The following is a 16,816-nucleotide window of genomic DNA, read 5'->3' as shown; positions in this document are numbered from 1 at the left end:
TTCTCCATGACCGCTACCGAACTCGTCACCGCCTACTACAACGCCTTCAACGCCGGCGACATGCCAGCCTTTCTCGCCCTGCTCAGCGAGGACGTGATCCATGACATCAACCAGGGCGAGCGGCAGATGGGCAAGGCCAGGTTTGCCGCGTTCATGGACAAGATGAACCGCTGCTACCGCGAGCGGCTGGCCGATCTGGTGGTGATGCAGAACGCCGAAGGCAATCGCGCGGCGGCGGAGTTCACCGTGCATGGCGAGTACCTGGCCGACGATGAAGGCTTGCCGCCGGCCAGTGGGCAGAAGTATGTGCTGGCGGCAGGGGCGTTCTTCTACATTCACTGCGGCAAGATTGCCCGGGTGAGCAACTACTACAACCTCAATGACTGGGTCGAGCAGGTGGGCTGAAAGATCAGCGGGGCCTGGCAAGCATGTCGCGTACCCTGTGGGAGCGGGTTTACCCGCGAAGCAAGCGACGCGGTACATGGCACCGGCTTCGCCGGTGTTCGCGGCTAAAGCCGTTCCCACAGGCCCCTGCTAAATCAACCACTCATGTGCAGTTCTGTGGCAGAAGGTCAGGCGATCCTCGTCCCCAGCACCTTGAGAAACGCCGCCAGCCAAGCCGGATGCGCAGGCCACGCCGGCGCCGTCACCAGGTTGCCATCCACATGCGCCTGATCCACCGCGATATCGATGAACTTGCCGCCCGCCAGCCTCACTTCCGGCGCGCAGGCCGGGTAGGCGCTGCACTCGCGGCCTTCCAGCACCCCGGCCGCCGCCAGCAACTGCGCGCCATGGCACACCGCGGCAATCGGCTTGCCCGCCTGGTCGAACGCCCTCACCAGCTCCAGCACTTTCTCGTTCAGGCGCAGGTACTCCGGTGCTCGTCCGCCAGGGATCAGCAGCGCGTCATAGCTTTCGGCCCGCACCTGGACGAAGTCGTAGTTCAGGGCGAAGTTGTGCCCGGGCTTCTCGCTGTAGGTCTGCTCGCCCTCGAAGTCGTGGATCGCCGTGCGTACCGTTTGCCCCGCGATCTTCTCCGGGCATACCGCATGGACGGTATGGCCCACCATGGCCAGGGCCTGGAACGGCACCATCACCTCGTAGTCTTCGACGTAGTCACCGACCAGCATGAGAATCTTCTTCGCCGTCATCGCATCCACTCCTTCCGTTGCATGGGAACAATCCCAGCACGATAGTCCGCTTTGCCGGCCAGCGATATAAGCCGCTAGTCGCGTCGATTGAGCAGGTTGGCTACCAACCGGTCCAGCCAGCCCCACAGCCGCTGCTGCACCCGCCGCCACAACGGGCGGGCATGCCAGCGGGCCAGGTCGACCTCCTGGCTCTGGGCGAAATCACGCTCGAAGCTGGCGGCCACGGCAGCGGTCAGCGGCGGGTCGAGTGCTTCGACGTTGGCTTCGAGGTTGAAGCGCAGGTTCCAGTGGTCGAAGTTGCACGAACCGACGCTGACCCAGTCGTCCACCAGCACCATCTTCAGGTGCAGGAAGCACGGCTGGTATTCGAAGATCCGCACCCCGGCGCGCAGCAACCGGGGGTAATAACGGTGGCCGGCGTAGCGCACCGCCGGGTGGTCGGTGCGCGGCCCGGTGAGCAGCAGGCGCACATCGACGCCCTTCTGCGCGGCGCGGCGCAACGAGCGGCGCACGCTGAACGTGGGCAAAAAGTACGGGGTGGCCAGCCAGATACGCTGCTGGCCGCTGTTCAACGCGCGCACCAGCGCATGCAGGATGTCCTTGTGCTGGCGGGCATCGGCATAGGCCACCCGGCCCATGCCCTGCCCCTGCGCCGGCACCTGCGGCAAGCGCGGCAGGCCAAAGCCTTCGGGTGGACGCCAGGCGGTACGCCGCTGGTTGGCGGCCCATTGACGGTCGAACAGCAGTTGCCAGTCGCCGACCAACGGCCCCTGGATGCCCACCATCACTTCGTGCCAATCGCTGGTGGGTTCGCCGGGCTGCCAGAACTCGTCGGTCACACCAGTGCCGCCGACCACCGCCCAGCGCTCGTCCACCAGCAGCAGCTTGCGATGATCGCGGTACAGGTTGCGCAAGCCCCGGCGCCAGCGCAGGCGGTTGTACCAGCGCAGGTAGACGCCGGCCGCCAGCAACCTTTGGCGCAGGGCCGTGGGGAAAGCCAGCGAGCCGTAGTCATCGAACAGGCAGCGCACCCGCACGCCACGTCGGGCGGCCTGCTCGAGGGCATCCACCACCGCCTCGGCGCAGGCGCCGCCTTCGACCAGGTACAGCTCCAGGTCAACCTGGAACTCGGCGCGCACGATGGCCAGCAGCATGCGCGGAAAGAATTCGGGGCCGTCGATCAACAATTCGAACTGGTTGCCATCCCGCCAGGGGAAGACCGGCCCCGGCATGTCAGCGGGCGTTGAAGATCAGCACCGCACTCACCGGCACCGACGGGTTGATCGACTTGAGCCCGGCAAGCTTGCGCAGCTTGTCCAGCCCCGGCAGCAGGCCGAAGTGGTCGGCACGCAGCACCAGCGGTTCCAGAGTCACCACCTGGAAGCGCCGTTCGTCCAGGCGCGTGGCCAGCAACAGGGTGTCGTAGTTGTGGGTCTGGCCATGCACGGTGACGCTCACCGGCAGGCGCAGCTCGAGCTGGGCACCGTTGGCCAGGTCGTTGATCGGGCGCAGGTCGATCTGCGCCTGCACCTTGCCGTCGGCGAAGCGCTCTACTTCGAACAGTTCGTCACGCAGGCGCTCGTCGCGCAGCGGGATGCCGCTGCTGACCGAGTCCATCTCGATGCTCACCTCGGCCGCGCCCTTACGATCGACCGCGCCATGCAGCACCAGGAAACGGTTCACTTCGGCGATGTTGCCATTCTTGCCGGTGACGAAGGACAGCCGCGACGACTCGCCATCCAGGTGCCAGTTGGCATGGGCGGGCAAGCCAGCGGCCAGGAACAGGGGCAGCAGCAGCGAGGGCAGAACACGGGACGGCTTGAACATGTGAAATCCTGTTACACAAGGCCGTCAACCTTACCCGCCCGGTTTCACGGCAGCAAGCGGCAGCCCTCGCGCGCGCCCTGCCAGGCCGCCAGGCTGCGCCGGCCCAGGCCTTCGGCGCTGACCCGGCGAGCAGCGCCGTCCTCTTCCAGCAGGCCCAGCGGCAGCCACTGCTTGACGTAGCCCCGGCAGTACGCCTGGTCGAAGCCCATGACGAAACGGCACGAACAGTATTCCTTGGCCGAGTAGGCCGAGAGGATGCCGGGGAAGTCCGCCAGCGCCTGGCGTTCGTGCCAGGCCCAGGCCAGCAGGGCCACTACCAGTAGCAGAGCAATCCGCTTCATGCACCCTCCCCGGCCAGCGCGGCCAGCACGCGCTTGAGCAGTTCGTTGTGGCTGTAACTATCGTCGCGATCATCGGCGTAGCGCACGATCACCAGCTTCTGCGCCGGCAGCACATACAGGGCCTGGCCCCAGTGGCCGAGGGCCGCGAAGGTACCCGCCGGTGCGTCGGGCCAGGGCAAGGGTTGGCCGGGTAGCGGCTGGTTGAGCCACCAGTGGCCGCCCGGGTTGGCCTCACCGGGTATCGGTTCGGCCTGCGCGAACAGGGTGCGGTTGAACGCCACCCAGTCGGCGGGCAACAACTGCCGCTTGCCCCAACGCCCGTCGCGCTGCATCAACAGACCGATGCGCGCCAGGTCGCGAGCGCTCAGGTACAGGTAAGAGGAACCGACCAGGGTGCCGGCGTCATCGCGCTCCCAGACCGCGCTGTCGATACCCAGCGGGGTGAACAGCGCCTGCCAGGGATAGTCATCGTACTGGCCGGCGTCGAGCATGCCACGCAAGGTCGCGGCCAGCAGATTGCTGTCACCGCTGGAGTAGACAAAGCGCTGGCCGGGCGCGCTGGCGGCGGGCATGGCCGCGGTGTAGGCCGCCATGTCGGCGCGGCCACGGGTGTAGAGCATGGCCACTACCGACGACTTCAACGGCGCGTATTCGTAGTCCTCCTGCCAGGCCAGGCCGCTGGCCCAGTGCAGCAGGTCGCGCAGCCGCAGTTCGGGGTGTTGCTGCAAGGGCGGGTAATGGCGGGCAGCAGGATCATCGAGCTTGAACCGGCCTTCGCCGAAGGCTACGCCCATTACCGCCGCCAGCACGCTCTTGCTCACCGACCAGGTCAGGTGCGGGGTGTCGGCGCGGGTCGGGGCGCTGTAGCGCTCATGAATGATGCGGCCATCGCGGATGATCAGCAACGCGTCGGTGCGAATGCCGCTGCGGTCGGTGGTGCGCGGCGCGAAGGCGTAGGTGTCGACGGCTTGCCAGTCGATGGCGGTTTTGTCGACCGGCCAATCCAAGGTGGGCCAGTCCTCGGCCCAGACAGGGCCAATAACCATGGCCAAGGCCAGCAGTATTGCCTTCATTGTGATTGCCTTCGGCTGCTTTGCGACCTATCGCGGGGCAAGCCCGCTCCCACGATATGGACTGGCCCCACAGGTTGGATTGGTGTCCAACTTCATGGGGGCAGTCCAACCCTGCGTGGGAGCGGGCTTGCCCCGCGATGGCCTTGCAAATGAATCAAGCCTCTCAGGCTTTCATGACAGTCCTGCGGCGCTCCAGGCCTTGCTCAGGCGCTTGTCCCGGGCAGCGCTGGCCAGCGCCAACACCCCCTGGTCGCGCTGCCACAACTGCGCCCAGTGGCCAGGCCCATTGCCAAAGGCCTTGTCGACCTCGGCGCGCAGGCTCTCGAACTGCGCGAACAAGCCACCCAGCAACAGGTGACAGGCAACGCTGTCGGCACACTGACGACTGCCTTCGGCACAGCCGGCAAGCAAGCCGATCAAGCGCAGACGCAACGGCTGCGGCCACGCGCATTCCTGGGCCACGCCATGCAGCCAGGCCACCAGCGCGGCGAGCACATAGAGGTCTTCGAGGGAGCGGAACGGCTTGACGTAAGCATCCCAGCCATCCCCGGCCAGCAGCTCGCAGGCCGCCTCGTCCAGGCGCACACGGCCATGCCCCACCTCGGGCATCAACGGCAAGGTCGGCAAGGCCTCCACGGTCACCCCCGGCTCCCCCGGGTAGACCACTGCCAGCTGCAAGCGTACCGCCTCACCGGGCAGTTCGCTGCGCGCCGCCACCAGCAGCCATTCGGCATCCAGCCCGGCGGTGACGAAATCCTTGCTGCCGGTCAGGCGCAGGCCCTCCAGACGGGTGTGCATGTCGGCCGGGCGCACGCTGCGCCGCTCGGTGGCGCACAAGGCGCCGAGGCTGGCCGGGGCACTGGGCCAGAGCACACGCAAGGCGGCCTGGTAGCCGACCAGGAACGCCAGCCCCGGCGTGGCCATGGCCCGCCCGCCGAGTACCGCCAGCTCGAACGGGCTGACGACCCCGAGGCGTTCGAGCAATGCCGCGTAGGTCTCGCCAAGGGTGGCCGCCAGCGGATGCCGCAGCGGGTCGTTGAGTCGTTGCAACCAGGCCATCGGACGCTCCTTGAAAAGGGCTTGTGGGTGGGTGTCACGCAAGCATCACCAAAGGTTCACAGGGGTGACACCGCCCCTACCTAGGCTGACTTTGCACAACAAAGCCGACCGGCCGCAACCCTTTGGCTGGCTTATGGAGACTCGCAATGACTCGGATCGCTCGCTCTGGCGACAACAGCCCTGAACGCCGTCTGCAAGCCGAACGCCTGGTTGGCGAGGCAGCCCTGCAGGAAGCACAGGCCCTGCGCTACAAGGTGTTCAGCGCAGAATTCAAGGCCAAGCTCAAAGGTGCCGAGCAGGGCCTGGACATGGACGACTACGACATCCACTGCCGCCACATCGGTGTGCGTGACCTGGCCACCGGCCAACTGGTGGCCACCACCCGCCTGCTCGACCACCAGGCCGCCAGCAGCCTGGGGCGCTTCTACAGCGAAGAAGAGTTCCGCCTGCACGGCCTGCTGCAACTGCAAGGCCCGATCCTGGAGCTGGGCCGCACCTGCGTCGATGCCGACTACCGCAACGGCGGCACCATCGCCGTGCTCTGGGGCGAGCTGGCAGAGGTGCTCAACGAAGGCCGCTACAGCTACCTGATGGGCTGCGCCAGCATCCCCATGCAGGATGGCGGTGTGCAGGCCCATGCGATCATGCAGCGCCTGCGCGACCGCTACCTGTGCACCGAGCACCTGCGCGCCGAACCGAAGAACCCGCTGCCCAGCCTGGATATCCCCGGCAACGTCATCACCGAGATGCCACCGCTGCTCAAGGCCTACATGCGCCTGGGCGCGAAGATCTGCGGGGAGCCGTGCTGGGACGAGGATTTCCAGGTCGCCGACGTGTTCATCCTGCTCAAGCGCGACGACCTCTGCCCGCGCTACGCCCGCCACTTCAAGGCGGCAGTCTGATGCCGCGCCTGCGGGCCTGCGCCCGCCTGCTGCGGTTGTGCATGGTCCTGGCGCTGGGCCTGGCCATGGCCAGCCTGATCGCCGTAGGCGAACGCCTGGGGTTCAAGGCTTCGCTCGAACGCCGCCAGCGCTGGACGCGCATGTTCATGCAGCGCCTGGTCGGCGCCCTGCCCTTCGAGGTGCGGGTGGTCGGCAGCTTGCCGCAACGGCCGATGCTGTGGGTCAGCAACCACGTGTCCTGGACCGATATCCCACTGCTGGGCATGCTCACCCCGTTGTCGTTCCTGTCCAAGGCCGAAGTGCGCCACTGGCCGGTAGCCGGCTGGCTGGCCGAGAAGGCCGGCACCCTGTTCATCCGCCGTGGCGGTGGCGACGGCCAGCGCCTGCGCGAACAGATCAGCGGCCAGCTGGAGCAGCAGCAACCGCTGCTGATCTTCCCCGAAGGCACCACCACCGATGGCCGCAGCCTGCGTACCTTCCATGGTCGCCTGCTGGCCGGTGCCATCGACCACGGTACCCCCTTGCAGCCGGTGGCGATCCAGTACCTGCGCGGTGGCGAGCCGGACCCGATCGCCCCCTTCATCGGCGAGGACGACCTGGTGTCGCACCTGATGCGCCTGTTCGGCCAGGACCGTGGCGAAGTGGTGATCCACTTGCTGGCGCCAGTCACCAGCGCCGACAAGGAACGCGCCGCGCTGGCCTTCCAGGCCCAGCAGGCGATTCAACTGGCACTGTTCGGCGCCGAGTCGGTAGAAGCAGCGCCGCGACGCCAGGCGCGCGCAGCCTGAGGTTCAGGCGCGCACGTAACGCTGGCGCAGCAGGTCGCTGAAAGCATCCACCAGCAGCACCAGCACCAGCATGGCGATGATCACCGTGCTGGCCTGGGCCTCCTGGAACAGGCTCAGGGTGGTGTAGAGCATCTGCCCCAGGCCGCCTGCGCCGACGAAGCCCAGCACGCTGGCCATGCGGATGTTGTTCTCCCAGCGGTACAGGCTGTACGCCAGCAACTGCGGCCACAGGTTGGGCAAGGTACCGAAACAGAACGCCGCCACCTGGCTGCCGCCCTGCAGGCGGATCGCCGCCGCCGGTTGCGGCGGCGCGTTCTCCAGCGCTTCGGCGAACAGGCGGCCCAGCACGCCGGCGGTGTGCAGCGCCAAAGCCAGGGTCCCGGCATTGGGCCCCAACCCTGCGGCCAGCACCGTCAGCGCTGCCCAGACCAGTTCAGGAATGGCCCGCAGCGCATTGAGCAGCAACCGCGTCGCACTTTGCAACGGCCAGCCGAATCGGCCAGCGGCGGGCAGTGCCAGCAGCATGCCGAGAACCATCGCCAGCAAGGTGCCCAGCCCGGACATGGCCAGGGTTTCCAACGCGCCCCAGCCCACTGCGCGCAGGTGCCCGGCGGACAGGTCCGGGTGCAGGAAGCGCCCGGCGTACTCGCCCATCTGCGCCAGCCCGCCATTGCCGACCACGGCCTGCATGTCCAGCTCAAGGTAGGCGAACGAGGCCAGCACCGCGGCAACGATCGCCAACAGCACCAGCAGATTGATCGCCCGGTTCATGCCAGCCTCCCGCGCAGCAAGCGGCTGAGGATATCGGCCAGGGTCACCAGCGCCAGGAACGCCAGCAGCATGCTCGCCACCTCGGCGCCGGCGAACATGCGCATCGACAAGTCGATCTGCTGCCCCAGGCCGCCGGCGCCGACGAAGCCCATCACCACCGAGGCACGCACCGCGCACTCCCAGCGGTACACGGTGTACGACACCACTTCGGCCGCCGCGTTGGGCAGGATGCCGTAGCAGAATGCCGCCAACCGCCCGCTGCCGGCTTGCATCAAGGCGTGGGCCGGGCGCTGGTCGACCGACTCGAAGATTTCCGCATAGACCTTGCCGAGCATGCCGCTGTAGGTGATGGCGATGGCCAGCACCCCGGCGGTCGGCCCCAGGCCCACGGCGCGCACGAACAACAGCGCCCAGACGATCTCCGGCACGCTGCGCAGGAACACCAAAAGCCCCCGCACCGGCAGCCGCAGGGTGCGCGACCAGCCGCCTGCCCTGCCGCCCCGGGACGCCGCACGCAGCGACAGCGCACGGCTCGCCAGCAAGCTGGCCGGCAGCGCCAGCAGCAGCGCCAGGGTCATGCCGGCGGTAGCCACGGCCAAGGTCTGCAACGTGGCCTGCCACAGCAGGCCGAGGAATTCGCGGTCATGGGCCGGCGGCCAGAAGCCCGCGACGAAACTGGCCATCTGCTGACGGTTATCTGCCTGCAGCAACACACCGGGGTTCAATTCGCTCAACTGCAACCCTGGCCACAGCAACGCCAGGCACAGCAGCGCCACCAGCAGGCGAGGCAGCGCCGCCGGATCGCGGGCGTCAGTGTTCAGCATCGCGGGATCTGCACGGTCAGGGTCGGGCCTGGGGCAACAGGTGAGCCAAGCTGTTCGTTGGCATAGAGCGCATCGAGCAGGCCCTGGGTCACCGCCGTGGCCGGGCAGTCGAAGGCCACCTGGCCCTCGCGGATACCGACCACCCGCGGGAAGTGCGCCAACGCCAGCTCCACGGCATGCAGGCTGGCCACCAGCGTCACGCCCTGGGCCACGGCGTGGCGGTTGAGCAGGGCCAGGCTGTGATCAGCCAGCACCGGGTCCATCGCCGACACCGGCTCGTCGGCCAGCAGTACCTGCGGCTGCTGATACAGCGCCCGGGCGATGCCGACCCGCTGCAACTGGCCACCGGACAACTGCCCGCACTGCACGAACAGCTTGTCCGCCAGGCCCAGCTCGGCCAGCACCTGGCGCACGCCAGGCACATCGCTCGGGTGCAGCAGGTTGAGCAGGCCACGCAAGCTGCTCCACTGCCCCAGGCGCCCGGCCAGTACCGCCGTCACCACCCGCTGGCGGGGCGGCAACGGTGGCGCCTGGTGCACCAGCGCCACCCGTGCACGCAGGTGCTGACGGGCGCCAGCCGACAGTGCCCAGGGTTGTGTTCCCAGCAGTTCCAGGCGCCCGGCGCTGGGTTGCACCGCCGTGGCCATCAGGTGCAGCAGGCTGGATTTGCCCGCCCCGGACGGGCCGATGATCGCTACCCGCTCGCCCGTTTCGATACGCAGGTCGACTGCGTGCAAGGCCTGGACCTGGCCATGGCGCAGGCCGGCCCCTTGCAGACGGATACTCACTTGAGCAGGCCGGCCTCACGCGCCGCTTGCTCGGTGCCCTGGTAGTTCTCAGGCTTGGTCTCGATGAAGCGGCTGGCGGCCTGCAGGTCGAGGATCGCCTTCTGCTCAGGCTTGGCCGGGTCGAGGGCGAGGAAAGCCTGCTTGATCTTTTCCTTGAGCGCCGGGTCCATGTTGCCGCGCACGGTCCAGTTGTAGTCGTAGTAGGTCGGGGTGGTGGCGAACACTTTCACCTTGCTGGTATCGACCTTGCCGGCATCGACCAGCTTCTGCCACACACTCGCATTGAGCACGCCGCCATCGACCTTGCCGGCCGCCACCCAGGCCACGGTGGCGTCGTGGGCACCGGAGTAGGCAACGCGGCTGAAGTAGTCCTCCGGCTTGATGTTGTCTTCTTTGAGCATGAAGTAGCGCGGCATCAGGCTGCCGGAGGTGGACGAGATCGAGCCAAAGGCGAAGGTCTTGCCCTTGAGGTCCTTGAGGCTCTTCACGTCGGGGTTGGCGGTGATGAACTTGCTGGTGAACTGGGCGTCCTGCTCACGCTGCACCAACGGGGTGGCGGTCGGGTCCTTCAGGTGCACCTGGACGAAGGTGAAGCCACCCAGCCATGCCAGGTCCAGGCGGTTGCTGGCCAGCGACTCGACCACCGCCGGGTAGTCGGCGACCGGGACGAACTTGACCTCCATCCCCAACTGCTTCTCGAGGTATTCGCCCAGCGGCTTGAACTTGCGCAGCAGTTCGGTCGGCGCTTCATCGGGGATGGCGCTGACCCGCAGTACATCGGCGGCCTGGGCAACGACGGCGCAGCAGGACAGCACGAGGCCGGCAGCGAGTGCCAGAGGGCGTTTGAGCATGGGGGGTTCTCCGGTTCAATAGCGGGGAAGGTGCGGCGATGGCCGACGCAGTGGAATTATAAGAGCCGCTGGCGCAAAGGCCAGCTTTGCTACAATCGCGCCACTATTTGTGCAGAGGTGCGTATGAGCGAGCCGATTCGTCTGACCCAGTACAGCCACGGCGCCGGTTGTGGCTGCAAGATCTCCCCCAAGGTGCTGGATGTGATCCTCGCCGAGAGCGGCACCCAGGCCCTGGACCCCAACCTGTGGGTCGGCAACGCCTCGCGCGACGACGCCGCCGTGTACGCCCTGGACGACGAACGCGGCGTGGTCTCGACCACCGACTTCTTCATGCCCATCGTCGACGACCCCTACGACTTCGGCCGCATCGCCGCCACCAACGCCATCAGCGACATCTATGCCATGGGCGGCGACCCGCTGATGGCCATCGCCATCCTCGGCTGGCCGGTCAATCTACTGCCGCCGGAGGTGGCCCGCGAAGTGATTCGTGGCGGCCGCGCCGTGTGCGCCGAAGCCGGCATCCCGCTGGCCGGCGGCCACTCCATCGACGCCCCCGAGCCGATCTTCGGCCTGGCCGTCACCGGCGTGGTGAGCAAGCGCCACCTCAAGCGCAACGACACTGCCAGCGTTGGTTGCCGCCTGTACCTGACCAAGCCGCTGGGCATCGGCATCCTCACCACCGCCGAGAAGAAAGCCAAGCTGCGTGACCAGGACCGTGGCCTGGCCCGCGACTGGATGTGCACCCTCAACACCCCAGGCAGCCGCTTCGGCAAGCTCGACGGCGTCAAAGCCATGACCGACGTCACCGGCTTCGGCCTGCTTGGCCACCTGGTCGAAGTCGCCGAAGGCAGCAAGCTCACCGCACGCCTGCAGTTCGCTGCCGTGCCACGCCTACCCAGCGTCGACCACTACCTGGCCGAAGGCTGCATCCCCGGCGGCACGCTGCGCAACTACGAAAGCTATGGGCACAAGATCGGCGCTCTGAGCGACGATCAGAAGCACCTGCTGTGCGACCCGCAAACCAGCGGTGGCCTGCTGGTGGCGGTCAGCCCTGAAGGCGAAGCCGAGTTCCTGGCCGTGGCCGCCGAGCTGAACCTCGCACTGGCACCGATCGGTGAGCTGGTGGAGCGACAGAGCCACGCAGTCGAGGTGATTTGATGCGCCCCGACTGCACCCACCTGAAACAGCTGTTCCTCGACGACGTGCCGATGATGGACATGCGCGCCCCTGTCGAATTCAACAAAGGCGCCTTCCCCGGCGTGGTCAACCTGCCGCTGATGACCGACCAGGAGCGGCAGAAGGTCGGTACCTGCTACAAGCAGCAGGGCCAGGCCGCCGCCATCACCCTTGGCCACCAGTTGGTCAACGGCGCGGTGAAAGCGCAACGCCTGCAAGCCTGGGCGGCGTTCGCCCAGGCCCACCCCGACGGTTACCTGTATTGCTTCCGTGGCGGGCTGCGCTCGCAGATCGTCCAGGGCTGGCTCAAGGAAGCCGGCATCCATTACCCCAAGGTGGTCGGTGGCTACAAAGCCATGCGCAGCCTGCTGTTGGAAACCACCCAGCAGGCGGTCGAGCAGTGCGACTTCGTGCTGCTGGGCGGCCTCACCGGCACCGGTAAGACCGACGTGCTGCACCAGCTGGACAACGTGCTGGACCTCGAAGGCCATGCCAACCACCGCGGCTCCAGCTTCGGCAAGCGCGCCACCGCGCAGCCGGCGCAGATCGACTTCGAGAACGCACTGGCCATCGACCTGTTGAAAAAGCGCGACCGGGGCATCGGCCAGTTCGTGCTGGAAGACGAGGGCCGCATCGTTGGCAGCTGCACGGTGCCACTGGAGCTCTACCAAGGCATGCAGCACTACCCGCTGGTGTGGCTGGAGGACAGTTTCGACAGCCGCGTGGCGCGCATCCTGCGCGATTACGTGACCGATCTGTGCGCCGAATTCGTTACCGTGCACGGTGAGGAAGACGGTCGCAAGCTTTACGCCGAGCGCCTGCGCCAAAGCATGGCCAATATCCACAAGCGTCTGGGTGGCGAGCGTTTTCAGCGGTTGTCCGCGCTGCTTGGCCAGGCCCTCGACGAGCAGTTGCGCAGCGGTGATGTGAGCCTGCACCAGGGCTGGATCGAAGGGTTGCTCAAGGAATACTACGACCCGATGTACGCCTATCAGCGCGACGCCAAGGCCGGGCGGATCGAGTTTGCCGGGGATGCACGGGAGGTGCGCGAGTACCTCAAGGCCCGTGCCCGGCGCGGGCAGCACTAAGGGCGCTTCGCGCCCCTTCGCCGTCAAGCCGGCTCCCACACCGACCGCGTGACCTCAAGGCTTGCGCGGTACCTGTGGGAGCGGGCTTGCCCCGCGAAGGCCGCAGACATCAGTGGTTATAGAGTTTGAACTGTCGATCAATCCAGATCACATGAAATACCCGGCCACTGCGATAGCCGACCATCGCCACCAGGTCATAGGCCCTGAACGCCAAAAGCCGAACATCCTCGGTAAGGAATGAGGGCAGTGCAGCCTTGATACTGCCATGGGCGATGGTCTCGGTTCCGTAGCCGTGCCGGTGCAACTGCCGAATTTCCCGCCAGGTGCGCTGGCTGATCTGGCGCAGCCTTTGCAGCATCTTGGCGCGCTCCAGTTGCTGGCAATCTTCAATGCACCATCCCGGTTGCAGGTATTCCAAAGAAAAAACCGGGGGCTTCAACTCGGAGTCATCCGCATCGGTAACGACTTGCCGAGCTTTGATCTGGGCGCTGTGTGCGTCTCGTTCCTTGATCCGCTTGCGTGCCATGGGTCAATTCACCAGGTGGTTCCTGAAATACCGCTCCATCTCGTGCCGAGGGATTTCCCGGCTGAATGCGCCCTCCTGGTAGTTGTCCCGCCAAGGGTCTTCCTCGTGGGTCAACTGGCGAAGCTTCCAGGCGGAATACTGCCCATAAACTGCGAACACCTCCGCGATCAGCCGCGACTGCTCGCGGGAGAACATCGTGGGTTCGAACAGGGCCGGTGCGGGGATAGGGTTGGAACCATGCAGGCTGAAACAGCGGTACAGCTCAGGCACTACCGGGCCATGCATCCAGGCTTCGATACGGTCCTCGAACAGTGGTTTGCCCAGCAGCGCCAGGCTGAAACCCTGGGCGTAATAGACCAGCTTCTGCAGCTTGAGATTGGAGATTTCGCCGGCCTCACCTTCCAGCGTGAGAAAGTGGTTGGCGACATCGATGCTGTGAGCCATGACACCCTCCCATAGGTAATGAGCCATCCTGGCAGGGCAATCGTTGTCCTGCCAGGGCTGTACAAAAATACAGCTCAAAGCGCATTGATGAAACCCGCAGGAGCGCCTGTGACAACACCAATCTGTAAGCTGATGCTGCATCACTGCCCCGGGCTGAGCACCCGTTCCAGCTCCGCCGCGCGGTCCTTGGTCATGTCCATCGCACACATTGCCCCTTCGATGCGGTAGAGGCTGCCGCTGCTCAAGGTACCGTGGAACGCGCAGTTGCCGTCGCGGTATTTGATCCAGCTGCGCTGCACCTCGCGCAGGTCCTTCTGCTGCTGGTCTTCTAGCTTGGCCATCAATTGCTTGTAGACACGGTTCAGGCGCTCATCCTGCAATTTGGTCTCGGCCTGGATGCAGGCACCCATGGCCAAAGTGCTGGAGGCCTTGTCCATGCACTGGGTATAGCTGGACGAGTAATCTTCGGCCTGGGCCGCGGTGATGGCCAGCAGGGTGCTGCCGGCAAGCAGATAACGCTTGAGCATGGGTAGTCCTTTCACGGGTGTTCGGCCCACAGCCTAGCACTCGGCCAACGCCGGGGCCGTACACAAAGTCTGAAGTTGCCTGCGCAGCCAACGGTGCCCGGCATCCCCCTCGCGACGCGAATGCCAGGCCTGGCAGAACGTGAATGGCGCGATCGCCAGCGGTGGCGGGAACTGGCGCAAGGCCGGGTCCAGCCGGGCGCCCTCCAGGCTGCGGCGAGCCACCGTGAGCACCAGGTCGGTACCGGCGAGCAACCCCAGGGCGGCCCCCCAGTGCGGCAGGCTGAGGGCGATGCGGCGGCGCGCACCGAGCACGCCCAGGGCCAGGTCGATTTCGTTGTCGATCCCCGGGCGCACCGCCACCAGCACATGGGGGCGGGCCAGCCACTGGGCAAAGTCCAGCCCGCCGCGCGGCGGCAGCGTGCCACGGTCGGCCAGGCAGACGAACGACTCCTCGAACAGCACTTGCTCGCAGACCTCGGCAGGCAACTCGGGAAACACACCCAGCGCCAGGTCGGTCTCGCCATCGATCAGTTGCCCGAGCATCGCCTCGCGGCTGCCCTGGGACACCACCAGGTCGATGCCCGGCGCCTGCTCGCGCAACAGCCGCAGCAACGCCGGCAGCACCACCCGCGCGCCGTAGTCCGACATCGCCAGGCGGAAGGTGCGGCGCGCCCGGCCCGGCTCGAAGCCGGGGCTGCCGAGCAGGCCATCGAGCTGTTGCAGCGCCTGCTGCAAAGGCTCGCGCAGGGCTTCGGCACGGGCGCTCAGTTGCAACCCGCCGCCCCGGCGGACCAGCAGCGGGTCAGCGAAAATCTCGCGCAGCTGGGCCAGCGCGTGGCTTACCGCCGGTTGGCTGCGGTGCAGGCGCAGAGCCGCCCGCGAGACATGTCGTTCGCTGAGCAGGGCATGCAGGGTGAGCAACAGGTTGAGGTCGATGCGGCGCAAATCATCCATGGCACGAATACAGCCTTTGCAGAATTCGAATTTCCATCATTCAAGTGCATATCACAGACTGATACCAGTGTTTCGCACAGGAGTAGTCACCATGCCCAACAGCCTTTTTGCCGCCCTGCCCTTGCTGATCGCCCTGCTTGCCGGCGCCGCCGTACCCTTCCAGGCAGGCAGCAACGCCGCCCTTGGGCGCTTGCTGGGGCATCCGTTGTGGGCGGCGGGGGTGTCGTTGCTGGTCAGCCTGCTGATGCTGGTACCCGCCCTGCTGCTGATGCGTGCGCCGCTGCCGCAGTTGCAGAACCTCGCCCAGGCCCCCTGGTGGGCGTGGTTCGGCGGGGTTGCCGGGGTGCTCTACATCACCGCTGCACTGGTGCTGACACCACGCCTTGGCGCTGCCGGGTTCATCGTCTGCGTGGTGGCCGGGCAGGTGCTGTCGTCGCTGTTGATCGACCAGTTCGGCCTGATGGGGTTGCCGGAACGGCCGGTCAACCTGCTGCGCCTGGCGGGGGTGGGGATGATCGTGGTGGGGATGCTGGTGGTGCAGTGGGGGACAGTACGTTGAATCGCGGGCTAGTCGCATCGCGATGGGTTCAAAAGGCCTGCGGTTGCTCGGGCGGCATGATCACCTTGTGCGGTTCGAATTGCAGCTCAGGCATCTGCGTGGCGTAGCAGAACGTCGCCCCAAGCGCCGCCAGCAATGCCACATCCAGCCAGCGCCAGCCCGGCACCTGCGCTGCAGATTTCGCCTTCCAGCACCACCATGCCTGCCCCAGGGTAAATACCAGGATGGCCAGCAACCACAGGTAGAACCCAGCGCCAAAGCCGCTGAGGTCGTGGAAGGCATAGCTCTGGTTATCCGGCAGCCGTTCGACCGTAAAGCTGCTGGCCGCCAGGTACAGCGCCAGCAGTCCGCACCCCAGCGCCAACCGCCGGAACCGGCGATGGGCAAGTACCGCCAAGGCCAACAAGGGGTTGGCGAACCACTGGTACAGCCCGAAGGGAATGCCCCACGGCCCGTACAACAGCATCTGCAACGCCGGCAAATGCCGCCCGGCACCGGTCAAGGCACCGTCGAACGCCAGGCTCAGCAGGTACAGGGCCAGGCTTGTGGTCAGGTAGAAGGCGGGCAAGTAAGGCACCTGGTGGCAGCGGGACGAAGTGCGACCTTAACCCAGCCCTCGCTGTCATTCCAAACCCGGGGCAGGTTCCGTCGCCTCGGCCGATGGGCTGATCCGTACGCCCAGGCTCGGCATGTTGGTCGCGACAACGATCGTCGCCACCAGCACCGCGATCAGTAGCCCATCGAACCAGCGCCAAACCGGCATGCCTTGCGCCGAACGCGCCTTGCGGCACCACCAAGCCTGCCCCAGGCAGAACAGCAGAATCGCCAGGGTCCAGAGGTAGTACCCGGCGCCAAAGCCGGTCAGCGGCAGGAAGTCGTAGCTACGGTTGTCCGGCAACCGCTCGATACCCAGGCTACTGAGCGCCAGGCCCAGGGCGATCACCCCAGCGCCCAGCGCCACCCGGCGAAAGCGCCGACGGGCGAGTATCGCCAGCCCCAGCAGCGGGTTGGCAAACCATTGGTAGAGCCCGAAAGCGATGCCCCAGGGGCCCATGATCAGTATCTGCAAGGCCGGCATATGCCCATCGACGCCCATCGACAGGCCGTCGAAACACAGGCTCAGCAGGAACAACACGAGCGTGAAACTCACATAGAAAGCAGGCAACC

22 protein-coding genes are annotated in these 16,816 nt (G+C 66.4%); 6 read left to right on the top strand and 16 right to left on the bottom strand.

Annotated features, from left to right (window positions below; translation table 11 throughout):
- Window positions 1–6: 6 nt before the first annotated feature.
- Window positions 7–405: a nuclear transport factor 2 family protein gene (locus tag DM373_RS18240; protein WP_110994911.1), complete on the top strand. Its 399-nt coding sequence runs from the start codon at window positions 7–9 to the stop codon at window positions 403–405.
- A 167-nt stretch (window positions 406–572) separates the two neighbouring features.
- On the opposite strand, the gene DM373_RS18230 is transcribed toward DM373_RS18240, so the two are convergent.
- From DM373_RS18230 to DM373_RS18205, 6 genes are all read right to left on the bottom strand, one after another.
- Window positions 573–1,151 (bottom strand): DJ-1/PfpI family protein, encoded by a 579-nt coding sequence (locus DM373_RS18230; RefSeq protein WP_110994910.1) that lies wholly within the window; start codon window positions 1,149–1,151, stop codon window positions 573–575.
- A 74-nt stretch (window positions 1,152–1,225) separates the two neighbouring features.
- Window positions 1,226–2,383, bottom strand: a complete 1,158-nt coding sequence (locus DM373_RS18225; RefSeq protein WP_110994909.1) for a phospholipase D-like domain-containing protein — start codon at window positions 2,381–2,383, stop codon at window positions 1,226–1,228.
- A gap of 1 nt (window position 2,384) precedes the next feature.
- Window positions 2,385–2,978, bottom strand: a complete 594-nt coding sequence (locus DM373_RS18220; RefSeq protein WP_110994908.1) for a YceI family protein — start codon at window positions 2,976–2,978, stop codon at window positions 2,385–2,387.
- 44 nt (window positions 2,979–3,022) lie between these two features.
- On the bottom strand, window positions 3,023–3,319 hold the full coding sequence (locus tag DM373_RS18215; protein ID WP_110994907.1) for an amidase: 297 nt from the start codon (window positions 3,317–3,319) through the stop codon (window positions 3,023–3,025).
- A complete protein-coding gene (locus DM373_RS18210; protein WP_110994906.1) occupies window positions 3,316–4,392 on the bottom strand; it encodes a serine hydrolase domain-containing protein in 1,077 nt (358 codons plus the stop codon). The genes DM373_RS18215 and DM373_RS18210 overlap by 4 nt, the downstream gene beginning before the upstream one ends.
- A gap of 171 nt (window positions 4,393–4,563) precedes the next feature.
- Window positions 4,564–5,451, bottom strand: coding sequence for an acyl-CoA dehydrogenase middle domain-containing protein (locus DM373_RS18205; RefSeq protein ID WP_110994905.1), 888 nt, complete (start codon window positions 5,449–5,451; stop codon window positions 4,564–4,566).
- A 146-nt stretch (window positions 5,452–5,597) separates the two neighbouring features.
- Here DM373_RS18205 and olsB point away from each other — a divergent pair, with 146 nt between their 5' ends.
- Both olsB and DM373_RS18195 read left to right on the top strand, forming a co-directional pair.
- Window positions 5,598–6,353: an L-ornithine N(alpha)-acyltransferase gene (gene olsB, locus DM373_RS18200; protein ID WP_110994904.1), complete on the top strand. Its 756-nt coding sequence runs from the start codon at window positions 5,598–5,600 to the stop codon at window positions 6,351–6,353.
- Window positions 6,353–7,141, top strand: a complete 789-nt coding sequence (locus tag DM373_RS18195; protein ID WP_110994903.1) for a lysophospholipid acyltransferase family protein — start codon at window positions 6,353–6,355, stop codon at window positions 7,139–7,141. Before olsB ends, DM373_RS18195 begins: the two co-directional genes overlap by 1 nt.
- 3 nt (window positions 7,142–7,144) lie before the next feature.
- Here DM373_RS18195 and phnE read toward each other — a convergent pair whose 3' ends face one another.
- Genes phnE through DM373_RS18175 form a run of 4 tightly spaced genes read right to left on the bottom strand, consistent with a single transcriptional unit; the run spans window position 7,145 to window position 10,375 of the window.
- Window positions 7,145–7,912, bottom strand: a complete 768-nt coding sequence (phnE, locus tag DM373_RS18190) for a phosphonate ABC transporter, permease protein PhnE (protein ID WP_110994902.1) — start codon at window positions 7,910–7,912, stop codon at window positions 7,145–7,147.
- Complete coding sequence (locus tag DM373_RS18185; protein ID WP_110994901.1) at window positions 7,909–8,736, bottom strand: PhnE/PtxC family ABC transporter permease; 828 nt, start codon at window positions 8,734–8,736, stop codon at window positions 7,909–7,911. The genes phnE and DM373_RS18185 overlap by 4 nt, the downstream gene beginning before the upstream one ends.
- Window positions 8,730–9,524 carry a phosphonate ABC transporter ATP-binding protein gene (locus DM373_RS18180; protein WP_110994900.1) on the bottom strand — a complete coding sequence of 265 codons (795 nt, stop codon included), beginning with the start codon at window positions 9,522–9,524 and terminating at the stop codon, window positions 8,730–8,732. The genes DM373_RS18185 and DM373_RS18180 overlap by 7 nt, the downstream gene beginning before the upstream one ends.
- Window positions 9,521–10,375, bottom strand: coding sequence for a putative selenate ABC transporter substrate-binding protein (locus DM373_RS18175; protein ID WP_110994899.1), 855 nt, complete (start codon window positions 10,373–10,375; stop codon window positions 9,521–9,523). The genes DM373_RS18180 and DM373_RS18175 overlap by 4 nt, the downstream gene beginning before the upstream one ends.
- Window positions 10,376–10,498: 123 nt before the next feature.
- Here DM373_RS18175 and selD point away from each other — a divergent pair, with 123 nt between their 5' ends.
- Both selD and mnmH read left to right on the top strand, forming a co-directional pair.
- Window positions 10,499–11,533 carry a selenide, water dikinase SelD gene (gene selD, locus DM373_RS18170; RefSeq protein ID WP_110994898.1) on the top strand — a complete coding sequence of 345 codons (1,035 nt, stop codon included), beginning with the start codon at window positions 10,499–10,501 and terminating at the stop codon, window positions 11,531–11,533.
- On the top strand, window positions 11,533–12,639 hold the full coding sequence (gene mnmH / locus DM373_RS18165) for a tRNA 2-selenouridine(34) synthase MnmH (RefSeq protein ID WP_110994897.1): 1,107 nt from the start codon (window positions 11,533–11,535) through the stop codon (window positions 12,637–12,639). The genes selD and mnmH overlap by 1 nt, the downstream gene beginning before the upstream one ends.
- Window positions 12,640–12,748: 109 nt before the next feature.
- Here the strand turns inward: mnmH and DM373_RS18160 are convergent, their stop codons facing one another.
- The 4 genes from DM373_RS18160 to DM373_RS18145 all read right to left on the bottom strand — a co-directional run bounded on the left by DM373_RS18160 (window position 12,749) and on the right by DM373_RS18145 (window position 15,090).
- On the bottom strand, window positions 12,749–13,165 hold the full coding sequence (locus DM373_RS18160; RefSeq protein ID WP_110994896.1) for a hypothetical protein: 417 nt from the start codon (window positions 13,163–13,165) through the stop codon (window positions 12,749–12,751).
- A 3-nt stretch (window positions 13,166–13,168) separates the two neighbouring features.
- Window positions 13,169–13,609 (bottom strand): Panacea domain-containing protein, encoded by a 441-nt coding sequence (locus DM373_RS18155; RefSeq protein ID WP_244215095.1) that lies wholly within the window; start codon window positions 13,607–13,609, stop codon window positions 13,169–13,171.
- A 140-nt stretch (window positions 13,610–13,749) separates the two neighbouring features.
- Window positions 13,750–14,136, bottom strand: coding sequence for a lysozyme inhibitor LprI family protein (locus DM373_RS18150; RefSeq protein WP_110994894.1), 387 nt, complete (start codon window positions 14,134–14,136; stop codon window positions 13,750–13,752).
- 33 nt (window positions 14,137–14,169) lie between these two features.
- Window positions 14,170–15,090: a LysR family transcriptional regulator gene (locus DM373_RS18145; RefSeq protein WP_110994893.1), complete on the bottom strand. Its 921-nt coding sequence runs from the start codon at window positions 15,088–15,090 to the stop codon at window positions 14,170–14,172.
- 91 nt (window positions 15,091–15,181) lie between these two features.
- Between DM373_RS18145 and DM373_RS18140 the strand changes: the two genes are divergently transcribed.
- On the top strand, window positions 15,182–15,649 hold the full coding sequence (locus DM373_RS18140; protein WP_110994892.1) for a DMT family transporter: 468 nt from the start codon (window positions 15,182–15,184) through the stop codon (window positions 15,647–15,649).
- 28 nt (window positions 15,650–15,677) lie between these two features.
- On the opposite strand, the gene DM373_RS18135 is transcribed toward DM373_RS18140, so the two are convergent.
- Window positions 15,678–16,217, bottom strand: coding sequence for a hypothetical protein (locus tag DM373_RS18135; protein WP_110994891.1), 540 nt, complete (start codon window positions 16,215–16,217; stop codon window positions 15,678–15,680).
- A 54-nt stretch (window positions 16,218–16,271) separates the two neighbouring features.
- Window positions 16,272–16,814, bottom strand: a complete 543-nt coding sequence (locus DM373_RS18130; RefSeq protein ID WP_110994890.1) for a hypothetical protein — start codon at window positions 16,812–16,814, stop codon at window positions 16,272–16,274.
- Window positions 16,815–16,816: the final 2 nt, after the last annotated feature.

The organism is Pseudomonas sichuanensis, from assembly GCF_003231305.1.
GTDB classification, from domain to species: domain Bacteria; phylum Pseudomonadota; class Gammaproteobacteria; order Pseudomonadales; family Pseudomonadaceae; genus Aquipseudomonas; species Aquipseudomonas sichuanensis.
Note: the sequence above shows the minus strand (reverse complement) of the source record. Positions and strands in the feature narration are given on the sequence as shown.